6 protein-coding genes are annotated in these 13,569 nt (G+C 53.9%); 2 read left to right on the top strand and 4 right to left on the bottom strand.

Annotated elements, in window-relative coordinates; genetic code table 11:
* Positions 1-6 precede the first annotated feature (6 nt).
* The 4 genes from M3223_RS19885 to M3223_RS19870 form a co-directional block, all read right to left on the bottom strand.
* On the bottom strand, positions 7-1,560 hold the full coding sequence (locus M3223_RS19885) for a histidine kinase N-terminal 7TM domain-containing diguanylate cyclase (protein WP_251564862.1): 1,554 nt from the start codon (positions 1,558-1,560) through the stop codon (positions 7-9).
* Between the two features lie 262 nt (positions 1,561-1,822).
* A complete protein-coding gene (locus M3223_RS19880; protein ID WP_251564860.1) occupies positions 1,823-2,380 on the bottom strand; it encodes a nitroreductase family protein in 558 nt (185 codons plus the stop codon).
* On the bottom strand, positions 2,377-3,378 hold the full coding sequence (locus tag M3223_RS19875; protein ID WP_251564859.1) for an ABC transporter substrate-binding protein: 1,002 nt from the start codon (positions 3,376-3,378) through the stop codon (positions 2,377-2,379). Before M3223_RS19875 ends, M3223_RS19880 begins: the two co-directional genes overlap by 4 nt.
* Before the next feature lie 117 nt (positions 3,379-3,495).
* Complete coding sequence (locus M3223_RS19870) at positions 3,496-4,470, bottom strand: helix-turn-helix transcriptional regulator (protein WP_251564857.1); 975 nt, start codon at positions 4,468-4,470, stop codon at positions 3,496-3,498.
* 503 nt (positions 4,471-4,973) lie between these two features.
* On the opposite strand from M3223_RS19870, the gene M3223_RS19865 reads away from it, so the two are divergent.
* Entirely contained in the window at positions 4,974-9,113 is a 4,140-nt protein-coding gene (locus M3223_RS19865) for a S8 family serine peptidase (RefSeq protein ID WP_251564854.1), read from the top strand.
* A 146-nt stretch (positions 9,114-9,259) separates the two neighbouring features.
* Entirely contained in the window at positions 9,260-13,540 is a 4,281-nt protein-coding gene (locus M3223_RS19860; RefSeq protein ID WP_251564852.1) for a S8 family serine peptidase, read from the top strand.
* Positions 13,541-13,569: the final 29 nt, after the last annotated feature.

The following is a 13,569-nucleotide window of genomic DNA, read 5'->3' as shown; positions in this document are numbered from 1 at the left end:
TTAGACTTAAAAACTTACCTTGTTGCGACCCCCCCGCTTGGCACGGTACAAGGCTTGATCCGCCTCGGCGTACAGCTTTTGAAAGCTGTCCTCCTTCACGTAGGAAGACTGGCTCGCGCCGCCGATGCTGACGGTGAGCTGCAGCTCCTGCCCGTCCTCCAGCTTCATGGAGGAGTCGAGCACCGAGTTGCGGATTTGCTCCGCAATTTCCTTCGCCTGCGTTACGTCGCTGCCGGGGAGAGCTATGGCGAATTCCTCCCCGCCGACTCGGCCGAACATGGCGCGGTGTACAACGACCTTTTGCACCGCCTCCACAAATCCTTTCAACGCTTGATCGCCGCTCTGATGTCCGTGCTCATCGTTGATTCGTTTGAAAAAATCCAAATCAAGCAGCAGCAGACTGAACGTTTCCTCTTCCTCCGCGCAAAGAGACAGCTGCCGCTGGGCCCGTTCCATGAACCCGGCGCGGTTGTAAATTCCGGTCAGACCGTCCGTGGACGCCCTTCTCCTTAAGTCCTGCTCCAGCTTTTTCGTTCCGGTGATGTCGGAAATGACCGATAAGCTGCCGTAATAAATTCCTTGCCCGGATATAAGCGGCGTAACCGTAATGGCCAGCCACGCCTGATTGGGGTCATCCTCCCCGTTTCCGAACGGCAGCTCCACATACATCTCGCTTCGGCTTTCATGCGCTTCGAGCCACGCAGCTGCGCTTGGCAGCAGTTTCGGCAGCGGAAGCGCCGTCCAATTGCCCGGCTCTATCCCTCCAGCCCTGGCGAGAATGCTTGACGCAGCCGGGTTATAGTCCATAATCCGCTGCTCCGAATCCAATACGATAATACCTTCCTTCATCATCTCAATCAGCTTGTTGCGCGCGAACGGGACGATATGCAGCACCTGATGACGGTACAAAGCCCAGAACAGAAGCAGGCATGAAGGAAACTGAGAAAATAAAATAACGCCTGCAGCACCCGTAGACACCTCCGGGTAAATCATGTTCATGCACAGTGAAATAATTGGCAGCAGCATCGCCGTGGACAGCAGCAGAAGCTGAACCCGGCGGCGGCCGCACTCCACCGTTGACGCCTTTAGCAGAAAAGCCGCTCCAAATAAATGCAGCAAAAGAGCATAGGCAAGAAAAACGCTGTTCAGGTTCGTTCTCTGAATGCCGATCAAATCGGCGCTTTCCGTGAAAATCATCGTTCTCATTAATTGATGGGTGTCATTCGTAAAAAAGAGCACAATTGCCATCGATGAAACAAGGCACATCAGCGTAATCAGCCAGTGGCGGATCCAGCGTTCCAGGCCGGCATATATCAGGGACAGGATCAAGCCTACGACCGGGAACATAAAAATCGGGATTTTAGCGACATTGCGCCAAAACAGCTTGGCCTCGTACTCCGGCATAATGTACTGCATCAAAATGCTGAAGCTGAACAGAGCGGACAGCAAGGCCAGCACAACATAAAGATTGGTGCCCGGAACTTGCCGGTACCGGAACACCAGCAGTGCAAGAGCGATCGGCACAAAAGCCGCAATCAAACAGGATGCGGTCATAATCATGGAACATCCAATCCTCCAATTCGTCAGGCGGCGCGGCTTCGCCCTCCTTGGGACTACGGACGCATGCGGTGCAAATAAAAACATATACTTATATCTTCGGTCGGAAGCAGGCATCCAATTAATAAATAATGGGAGGAAAGGCCTAACCAGTCAGGAGTAGCAGACTATGGATAGAAGAAGAGGATGCTCCGAATAACCGGCGGAAAAATTTTAAAAAAAACATCCCGCCGAGCTAAACGCTCGATGGGATGCAGAGTCTCGCCTAGATCACGGTCATTTTATGCTCAGCAGAAATTCGCTCGCTTGGCTTGGGCGCTTGGTCAAAATAGCCCATGTAGAGCAGCCCCACTACCTTTTCTCCGGGGGTAACGCCTAAAAATCTCCTGAACTTCGGGTGATGAAGGTACTCCTCGGTTCCCCACAGGACGCCTATTTCCCTGTCCCACGCAGCCAGCTGCAGATTTTGAATCAGGCAGCATACAGCAGCGTAATCATCCTCGCGCTGCCTTTGTCTGGCATCCTCTGGCATAACAACGGCGAGATAACCCGGAACTTGCTCCCCTTTTTCCATAAAACGTTTCGTCTGCTCTGGCGAAGCATTCCGAAGCCGTGTCGTTTCACCTATAATCTCCATTTTGCATTCAACCATGGCTCGTTTTTTTTCCGGGCGGATGTAAATAAACCTCCATGGCTCCCGAAGCTGGTGATTAGGCGCCCATACGGCGGTCTCCAGCAGCTCAAGTATAGTCTCATACGCTAACGTCTCTCCGTTAAAATTGCGAATCGTCCGCCGCTCTTTGATCAAACTGGAGATGCTCACTTGGCTCCTCCCCCCAGAAGCTGCGTTTCAATCAGGGAGAGCATGCGGGGCCATCCGAATTCGCCGTATCCGTAGGTTTGGAGCGTCTCTTCGTCAATAAAATAAATCTGATTTTTTTGGTAGGCTTTCAGCTTTGTCCAGATCGGATCCTTTTTCATATCTTCCATAAATGTTTCCGGTCCGCTAACAAATACGTGGTCAGGGTTATACGCAAGCAAACCTTCCATGTTTAAATCCCGGCTGACCTGCGACGCTGCAGCAGCCTTTTCAGCAGCAGACGCTCCTTTGGGCAGCGGAAGCTTCAATTCGTTAAAAAATAAAGCGCCCGGGCCAAAACTTTCGTCATGCATAATCATCGTTTTGCCCCGCATTTCAAGAAGAGCAAATGTCTCATCGCCGGTTTCAGCCAAAATCTTTTCCTGCAGCTGTTTGGCGCTCTTTGAAAAATCAGCCATCCAGCCAGCCATCTGCTCCTCTGCGTTCAAAACGCCTCCGAGCACAGTGAGACTATCCTGCCACTTCTCCGTCACTGGCAGCACAACGGTAGGCGCAATCTTTTGGAAAGATTCAATCTTGTCGGCCTGTAACGTATAAATAAGGATGAGGTCCGGATCGAGCTCCGCAATTTGCTCGATGTCGTAATTCATGTAATCGAGCGGTTTTGTATCCGGCAGCTGTTTCGCGAGTTCTGCCGGAAGCTCATTGTTATAGGTGGTCGTGGTCGCAATCGGCTTATGCCCTAAAAAGAGCAGCGGTTCAGCAAGGCCAGCCAAATCAACGATCCGCTGCGGATTGGCAGGAATTTCAACGCTGCCGTTTGCATCCTGAACCGTCCTTGTGCTGGCGGATGAATCGCCGCTTGCCGCAGGGCTGACAGAAGACGGTACGGATGGGTTTGGACTTGGCGTGTCTGCACCGTTGGAAGTGGAACAGGCCGTAGTTAATATTCCTGCCGCTATAAGCAGAATCGTAAGCCGGTATAACTTGAATTGGTTCATTTTCACTTACTTCCCCCTCATTTATGAAGCGATAATAATTATCATTATCATTAAATAGATGAGTTACTGGCTAACGATTACGGGATTTTCATTAACGGTGTGCGGAATTACTGCTGTCTAACGGTCCTTTTTTATCAGTTCGCTAGGATTGAAACCGAATTGCTGTTTAAAAACTATAGCAAAGTGGCTCAAGCTTGAATAGCCGACAGAAAAAGAGGCTTCGGTTACCGAGCAGCCATTCGTTAGCAGCGCATAGGCGGTTTCCATTCTTTTTTGGCGAAGCAACGAAAAAACAGATTGGCCGTACATCTCTTTAAATCCGGCTTTAAGCTTAAAATCGTTAATCCCCGCCTGCTTCGCCAAGCCGATTAAAGAAGGAGGATCCGCCAAGTCAGCGAGCAAAATCTCTTTAGCCGCAACAATTTTGTCCAGGTCGACCTTGGACAGAATGGACGCAGCTTGACCGGTTTCCGTCAACTCTTGAACAAGGCTGCAGAAAAATACTGTAATCAATTCGGAAGCCTTGGATTCCAAATAAACCTCGCGCGCGGCGCTGGAATAAGAGAACGCTGTAATCTGGTTTAAAATCAGCTTTATATCCGCGTCCATCTTTTTCTGGTGGATAAAAGAGGAGGATAAGGAACGGGCAAGCAGCTCGTAGTGGATCGTTTCCGGAAGCAGCCGCTTCATTTTTTTAACAAAAGCTTCTTTGGTCAGCTTCACTTTAATGAAATGATGAGTGTCCCTTCCCCTGTAATCCAGCGATTTGATGCTGTGTCGATCCAGCATTAACAGCAGGGAACGCCCCGGCTGCAGGTTGCGCCGGTCACCGGCCACCTCTCCAGCCCGTTCGCTTTGTATCGTAAAAATAACTTCCATAAAGGACTTATCCAGCTTCAGCTCGACCCTCTGCTCGACATCCAATTCATACTTCGCGATATGCAGCTCACAGCCGCCTTGAAAGCGGAAGCGCTCAATGAAGCCTGTCCCGAACGCCTCTGGAATGATAAACGTGTCGCATCTAATTCCCGGCGCCAGACCGGTATTCATTTCTGAAATAAAGGCAGGAAACAAGCTGCCGCTTGTGCTCATTGGCTTTCCTCCTTTCGGCTATTCAGGCTATGCCATCCGGCTCTGCCCGGCGTTTCTATTAGATCTTAGTATATCGGTTTACAATGGGCGGATGTCTAGTAGCGGCATATTCCAAATTAATGAAATCTCTTTGTACTACATTTGCTTTTTAATGCCGCCGTCGAACAATGTCACTTTTGATCACATATACCCAAAGAGATTTAGTCCTCCAGATTCATTCCATCTCAAATAAATAACCGTTTTTCACAATTGAGAGCGTAAAATTCACGAAAATATATTGTTACACTAAAGCATTAACGCAATTATTTAGCGCAGTTGTAACGCAAATTCGTCAAAATATCTCTATTAATAACCTAAAATCTGCTAGACAAGGCCTAATTGTCCGAGTATTCTAAGATTACTTTGCTGCTAGCATGATAGTTTACCAGCCTACATATGTTATATTTTCTATTATCCATGCAGCGACTTTTTCCTACATCCTCTAATAGAAAGAAGGTTCTTGTTTGCAGAAATCTACTCGCAAAACACTGACCAAGGCTCTATCGACGACGCTGTCCGCAGCTTTGCTGCTGACGCCGTTCGCTGCTCAGGCAGCGGCAGCCGAGCCGACCGTTACCCCGGGCATTTTAGCCGGAAGCTTGAACAAAGGGCTGCAGCCGCTTATATCTCCCCGCCTTGATACGACTTCTAAGGATCGTGTTAAGGTTATCGTCACCCTGAATGGAGCCTCCATATCGGAAGGCAAATATGCAGCCAAAATGGGTGTTCGTTCTCTCGCTTCTCAAGCCACTGAAAGCAATATCAGCAAGCAGCAGTCCGGTTTTATCGCGAATGCCAAGAGCGTTGGAGTGGATTTTGATGTGACGTATCAATTCGATACGGTGCTAAATGGTATGGAGGTTGAGCTTCCAGCCAATCAAATTCCTTTGCTGGCCAAAATTCCGGGCGTTAAATCCATTTATGAAAATCGTACGTTTTACTCGATTCCACAGGTTGCGCCTCCGGAATCCGGCGATGAAGCCGATGCGTTCAAAGGGGATATTCGCCCTCTGGATCAAATTAAAGCTACCGAGGCTTGGGCTAAAGGCTTTACCGGGAAAGGAATCAAGGTCGGCGTCATTGATACAGGTATCGACTACCTTCATCCCGATTTGAAGGATGCCTATAAAGGCGGACACGACTCCTATTTTAATACAGAGGATCCGTATGAGGAAATTCCGAACAATGAAACGGGAAATACCGGAACCTCTCACGGTACCCATGTAGCCGGAACAATTGGAGCCCGCCCTGCCAATACGGGCGACTTTAACCATAAAGGCGTTGCCTATGAGTCCGACCTTTATGCCTATAAGGTTCTCGGCTTCAACTATGAAACAAAACGAGCATCGGGCTCCTCCGCGCAGGTTATTGACGGTATTGAAAAAGCCGTTGAAGACGGCATGGACGTCATCAATCTGTCGCTTGGCTCCGATGATGCCAAGGACGCTTTTACTCCAGACAGCATCGCCCTGAACAATGCGGTGCTTGATGGCGTAGTTGCAGTCGTTGCAAACGGCAACAACGCCGTCGATTCGGAGCAATACTACTATTCCATGGGCTCTCCTGCTTCCAGCCAGCTGTCCATTTCTGTTGGCGCGGTTACAAGCGACAGCAACCGCTATACAGGCAGCGTAAGCTCCGCTGTTTATGGCGCAACGGTTACGGACTCGGTTTACGAGGATCACGATTTAAATGCAATAGGTTGGACAACGGCCAAAGAGGATCTGGCAGCAGAGCTCGGGACGGATCCAGCTTCAGCTGTATATGCCGATTTAGGGCAAGTGGAAGATTACGAGAATCTTGATGTTAAAGGCAAAATCGTACTCGTGTCGCGCGGAAACATCGCATTTGTCGACAAGATCGCAAATGCGAAGGAACAAGGCGCTAAAGCAATTATTATCTTTAATGGCAATGTCAAATCCAACGATGCCAACAGCGCTGATCTGAGTGAATCCGTTAAGGATCGCAATGGGCACATTGGATCGATCGCCTATCTGGGCGATTCGTTTGACTACATCCCATCGTTCGACATGAACGGAACAGAGGGCCGGGCGCTTGCAAGACTTCTGACAGCCAACCCTGGCACAAACTTCACACTCGATATGGGAGAAATTTATCAGAAGACAGTTGTGGAAGGCGACCGGATGGCTGATTTCAGCTCCCGCGGGCCGAACTCGGATGGAATTTTAGGCATTAAGCCGGATGTTGTAGCTCCGGGCGTTGCTGTCATGTCCACTTGGCCTGCATACGGCAAAGGATTCAGCAATCCGGATCCTGATCTGTATGATGAAGCCTACAATCGGCTTGGCGGAACAAGCATGGCTGCGCCTCATGTAGCCGGAGCGGCTGCGCTTCTGCAGCAGGCTTTCCCGAAATGGACTCCTTTTGATATCCGTGCGGCTCTGGCCAACACAGCCGATCCGATTGCAGATGAAGAAGGCACCCGTTATGACGTGTATTCACAAGGCGCGGGACGTATTAACGTTGCCAAAGCTTTGGAAACGCCGGCTTTGCTGCAAACGGTTGAACAGCTCTCCATGTACGATGAGAAAATGAACAAAGTCGACGTAACGAATTACGGCGACAACGCTAGCTTTGGCGTGATGAAAGCGGGCAGTGCGGAGAAATCGGTCGCCCTGCAGCTCAAAAACGTTTCGGATAAATCCGTCACGTATAACGCTTCCTACAAGTTGCATACGAGTGTGACGTCAGATCCGAGAAATCCAATTGAAACCCCGGATACAAGCAAAATTAAAGTATCTCTGAACGGACTTGACGGAAACACGGTTACGGCAAGCGCTTATAGCGAGAAACCGTTCAGCATCAGCGTCGCTCCTTCTGCCGACGCGGCTGAAGGCGTTTACGAAGGCTCGATTCTGCTAGAAGCGGACGGCCAGCCGACGCTGCACATTCCTTTTGTCGTGCATGTTGGCGACGGAATGCCTGATACCGGCTACAGCATCCAGGATGTGAAGGTTACTAATCGCCAGCTGACTCCAAATGGCGACGGCAACAGCGACTCCCTGGAACTCTCTTACCGTGTCGCGGTTGAGGGCTTGAACTTCTTGGCCGTTTCCATTTCCGACATTAATGACGATACCGTTGGATATCTGAGTATAACGGACAATGTGTACAGCCCGAATTCAATTGAAGCAAAGGCTTACTCTCATACGTTCAACGGCAAGTATCCTATCGATGCAGACGGAAAAAATGCCCAAGGCTCGTTAAAGGACGGGTCATACTCCTTCAACATTTTCGGAGCCTATATCCTGAATGGAGAAGTGTTGTTTGAAACCTTTGGTTACATTCCGTTCTCCGTCGTAAACAGCAACTACAACGTTGGCGGCAACAACGGCTTCCCTGGCGGCCCAATCATTGTTCCTTCTCCAACGCCGGTTCCGGCTGCGGCAGGCGAAGCTCTGAAAGCCATCACCGCTCAAGGACTGCAGCAGGTGACGGTGAAGTCCGATACGAAGTCGGATGCTAGCTCTACGGTTACAACGGTCACCTATGCCGATCTGCAAGCAGCCATCGGCAACGGCGGCACTAAGCTGGCGCTTGTCGTGAACGCAGCTGCGGAAGCAGGCAAAGCCGCTAAGCTGAGCCTGACGAACGAGCAAATCAAGCTGCTGGGCACCGCACCTGCGGGCAGCGCAATTTACCTGAACACCGGTAAAGAGGCGCTTGAGCTGCCGCTTTCCCTGCTGGCATCCGTACCGGCGGGCAGCGCGCTTGAGCTGGTCATCCGTCCTGCGGCGGACGAAGCCGCTAAGTTCTCCGGTGCAACGGTGCTGGGAACTCCGGTCGCATTTGAAGCCAATACGGTCAACGGAACAGCTTCCACACCGCTTTCCGTACCGGCCAAAACGTTCCTGAAACGTTCCTTCACGCTGGACAAAGGCGTTGACGCCTCCAAGGCGGGCGTTCTGTTCCTGGCTGACGGCAAGCAGGCTCCGGCCCCTGCCGTGTTCAAATCCAATGAAGACGGCACCACGACCGTAACGGTCAACCGTCCCGGCTTCTCTGTTTATGCCGCAGCAACAGGCGGCGCAACATTCAAGGATATTGCCGGATCATGGGCGCAATCCCGCATCCAGTCGCTGAGCGACAAGCTGCTGATCAACGGCACGGCTGCCGGTATGTTCACGCCAAAAGCGAACGTTACCCGCGCCGAATTCGCGGCCATGCTGACGCGCGGCCTGGGCCTGACGGCTGCGGCTAAAGCTCCGTTCAGCGATCTGACTGCAGGCGCTTGGTACAATGACGCGGTAAGCGCGGCTTATGCGGCCGGTCTGATCAACGGTTACAGCGACGGCACTTTCCGTCCGAACGGCATCATCAGCCGCCAGGAGCTGGCCGTTATGCTGGCTAAAGCTGCTACGCTTGCGGGCGTTACGGCCGACTCCGGTAAATTTACGACCTATAGCGACGCTGCACGTTTCGGAGCATTCGCGAAAGACAGCATCTCGCTCGTCACCTCCGCCGGGCTGATGGAAGGCTCGGTGGCAGGCTCTGCCACCATCTTCAACCCGCTCGGCGCAACGACCCGCGAAGCGGCTGCAACCGTAATTCATAAGCTGCTTTCGGGCAGCAAGCTGATCTAATCCCGTCCTCCCACGGGGGCAAAAAGCACCAGGGTCCCGTAAGCGGCCCTGGTGCTTCTTCTTTTCGCTCTTTTTAGACCTTTTTTTGTCATAAATTGCATGAATTTTGCAATAATTCAACCTCATACAGAAAGTAGGACAAACGTTTGAACCAATCCAAATTAATATCTAAAGCGATTTCTGCCTTGCTGGCCGCCTCCCTGCTGCTGCCCACCGGCGTTTTTGCCTCCGCGCTGCAGCCTTCGCCCGCAACGTCCGCAAAAGCGGAAGCTCTTCTGCAAAGCCGTTTGGAAAATGGACTGTCAGCAGACTCGCTGCGTGCGGCCGAATCTGGGGCAGCGCTTCGCAGTCTGGCGCCGGAGCCTGCAGTCATCTCCCCGCGCCTCGACACCAAAACATCCGCCCGCGTTAAAGTCATCCTCCAGCTGGACGGCGCTGCAGTAGCGGAAGGGAAATTCGCTTCCGGCAAAGGCTTTGCGCCGTCCGCCGTTACAGAAACGACGGTGGACGAGGAGCAGCAGTCGCTGCTGAAGGCTGCAGCAGGCCGCGGGCTAACGCTCCAAGTAACATACCGCTACGACACGGTGCTGAACGGCATGGAGGTTGAGCTTCCGGCCAACCAAATTCCGCTGCTCGCCGCTCTGCCGGGCATCAAATCCATTCACGAGAATCTGACCTACTACGCCGTTCCCGCCGCCGCAGCCGCGCCGGACCTCACCTCCGAGGCGTGCCGCTGCGACATCGATCCGCTGAAGCAGCTTGGCGTGCCCGAGGCCTGGGCCAAGGGCTTAACGGGAAAAGGGCTGAAGGTCGGCGTCATCGACACCGGCATTGACTATTTGCATCCCGACCTCAAGGAAGCCTATAAAGGCGGCTTCGATTCTTATTTTCAAACTGCAGATCCCTATGAGGAAATTCCAAACGCCGAGACCCGCAATCCGGGCACGACGCACGGGACGCATGTCGCGGGGACAATTGCCGGAAGAGCCGCTGCAAGCGCAACCGACGTTGCGCAAAAGGGAGTGGCCTACGAGGCGGAGCTGTACGCCTACAAAGCGCTCGGCTTCGATCCTGAAAGCGGGCGCGCAACCGGCTCATCCGCCCAAATCATCGACGGCATCGAGCGGGCCGTTAAGGACGGCATGGATGTCATTAATCTGTCGCTCGGCTCGGACGCGGTTAAAGACCCCTTCTCGCCTGACTCTATTGCCGTCAACAACGCCGTTTTGGCAGGCGTTATCGCCGTCGTGGCGAACGGCAATGCGGGCGATAAGGGTCGCTACTACTATTCCATGGGCTCTCCGGCCTCCAGCCAGCTGGCCATTTCCGTCGGTGCTGCAACCAGCCCCAGCAGCCGCTATTCGGCAACCGTCAGCGCCTCAGTCTACAGCCCGTCCGTTACCGAAGCGGTGTACGGCGGTCTTAGCTACAGCCTGAACGCCATGGGCTGGCGCACAGGCCAGGAGGACTTTGCCGCGCTGCTGGGGTCCGAGCCGATCGAGGCGGTGTACGCCGGACTTGGCATGGAGCGGGATTACGCCAAGCTGGACGTGAAGGGAAAAATCGTGCTTGTGTCGCGCGGAATCAACGCCTATGCCGACAAATCGGCGCTGGCTAAAAAATACGGCGCAAAAGCAATCGTTATTTTTAACGGCGGAAACATCGGCGTCAAGGTTGATCTCAAAGTTTCCATTCCCGACCGGGACGGCTTCATCGGGCCGATTGGGTATTTGGGAGACAGCTTTGATTACATCCCGACCTTTGATATGAAAGGAACGGAGGGCCGCGAGCTGGCCCGCATCGTGACGGCCAACCCGAAAGCAGCCTTCCATCTGACTTTTGGAGGGGACTTCCCGCGCACCTCCTTTCCAGGCGACCGCATGGCGCCGTTCAGCTCACGGGGACCGGCCTCGGACGGCAAGCTCGGCATCAAGCCGGATGTTACCGGGCCTGGCGTGAATATTTTGTCCACCTGGCCGGCTTACGGCAAAACAAACCCGGACGCATCGTACAGCGAGGCTTACAACCGCATCAGCGGCACAAGCATGGCCACGCCTCATATCGCGGGACTGGCCCTTTTGCTCAAGCAGCAGCGCCCGGAATGGACGCCGATGGACATCCGCGCGGCGCTTGCAAATACCGCCGACACGATTTATGACGACAACGGAACACGGTATGACGTTTACTCTCAAGGAGCGGGCAGAGCCAATATCGCCAACGCGATCCGCACGCCCGCCGTGCTGCAAAGCGTCGAGCAGCTGACGCTGCGCGATCACAACCTGAATCCGCTGGAGGTGACGAATTACGGCGACAACTACAGCTTCGGCGTGGTGCCTGCCGGCTCCGAGCCCCAGAGCGCCAATCTGCGCGTCAACAATACGGCCGCGTCTCCGGTCACCTACTCCACTTATGTCGAGATGAACGCCGCCGTTACCTCCGATCCGGCCAATCCGGCCGCAACGCCGGATACGTCCAAGCTGCGCGTTTCGCTTGGAGGCTTGAGCGATGGCTCCATTACCGCTCCTGCTGGCGGCGAGGCTTCGTTTACGCTGAGCGCCGCTCCTGCTGCCGATGCAGCTATTGGCGCATATGAAGGCTCGGTTGTGCTGACCTCTCCGGGCCTGCCGACGCTGCGTCTGCCGTTTGTTTTGCATGTTGGCGATAAATTGCCGGATAACGGCTTCGGCATTCAGGATTTGGAGCTTTCGAATCCGATTTTATCGCCGGACGGGGACGGCGTGAACGATAAAATCTCCGCCAGCTTCACCTTGAACGAGGAAGGCGTTGATGTGATCGATTTGGAGGTTTATGACGCCAATGATACCTTCGTAGGCATTATGTTTTATGCGGAAACGAGCGACCCGAACGGGTATAAGCCGGGACGTTATACGATTGAGGGATTAAGCGAGCAGTTCTACTCCAGCTACGACGATGAGGGCAAACCCGTCTACCAAAAGCTGCCGGAGGGCTCGTACACGATGTACGCCGTTGCTACGCAGTATGATGAATTTTTTAATGTTTTGGAGCAGTTCATCACAACCCGCACGATGGCAGTTGATTACAACAAGGAGGAGCTGAGCCTTGTTGCCGCCGCCAAAGAAACGTTCCAGGCGGATATCGTGAACAAAACCGCTGTAGGCAAACCCGTGCTACAGCTGCCCGCCAGCCAAGGCGTCACCTACGCCGTGTATGCCAGCGACAAGCCGGAGCTGATAACTGCGGAGGGCATTCTTGCGGCTCGGCCGAAAAAGGCGGAGAGCGTGCAGCTTTCCGTCGCCATCGCGGCGGCCGGCATTCCGACAATCAAGGACTCGGTGCAGGTAACGGTTTCGCTGCCGACGCTGCCTGTGGAGCTTGGCGACCGCGCCCTGAAAGGCATCGTCCGCCCTGGACAAACCAAAATCAAGCTAAAAACAACCGTATCCGATGAAGGCGTTGTGACGGTTAAAGAAGCGGATATCGCCGCTGCGCTTAAAGGAGCGGATATCGCCGCTGCGCTTAAAGGAGCGTTTCGCCCGCTGGCGCTCGTCGCGGACGGGGTTCCGCTCAACGACACGCCTGCCGTCAAGCTCAGCTTGAGCGCAGCAAACGCCGCCGCTCTGGCGAAAGCGCCGCTTGGCAGCTCCCTCGCCCTGAACGCCGGAGCTGCCGCCGTGGAGCTGCCGCTCTACCTGCTTCAGTCGCTGCCCAAAGGCTCCGGCGCGGAGCTTGTTATCCGCTCCGCCGCAACTAACACCGCCGCGTTCACCGCAGGCACGCCCGGCGCGAAGCTGCTCGGCGCTCCAGTCGCCTTTGAGTTGAACGCCATCTCGGCGGGCAAGGCTTCCAGGCCGCTGGCGGTTCCGGCCAGCGCCTTCATTAAACACTCCTTTGTGCTGGATGCTGGCGTCGACGCAGCTAGAGCAGGCGCATTGTTCCTGCACAAAGGCAAAGCCTATCCAACGCCTGCTGCGTTCAGCAAAAATAGCGACGGAACAACATCCGTTTCCATCGCACAGCCGGGCTACACGGCCTACGCAGCAGTCAAACGCACGGTCGCCTATACCGACATTGCCAAATCTCCGTATCGCGCCAGCATTCAAGCCTTATCCGAAAAGCTGCTGATCGACGGAACGTCCTCGGCGGCATTTTCGCCCAAGACGCGCCTGACGCTCGCCCAGTTCGACACTATGATCAGCCGCGCCTTCGGAATGCCTCCCGCCGATGGAGGCATGTTCAGCGGATCTGTCGCCGCTTCCCCCGCTGGCGCAGCCTTTGCTCCGCTGAACGCGGAGGCCACAAAAATCGCCTCCGGCATCGAGGTGCTGGGAAGCGGGAAATCCTCCGGTTCACTCGGCGCGAACGGGTACAGCAAGATGCCGATTATTAGCCGCGAGGCGGCAGCGGATATCATCTACAAGCTGCTTGCCGCCGCAAGGCTGATTTAACTTCCATTTTGCAAAAGAAACGGCGCTCG

It is taken from the genome of Paenibacillus pasadenensis (genome assembly GCF_023715725.1).
In the GTDB taxonomy this organism is placed as follows: Bacteria; Bacillota; Bacilli; order Paenibacillales; family Paenibacillaceae; genus Paenibacillus_O; species Paenibacillus_O pasadenensis_A.
The sequence above is the reverse complement of the archived record's forward strand: the minus strand, read 5'-3'. Positions and strand labels throughout refer to the sequence as shown.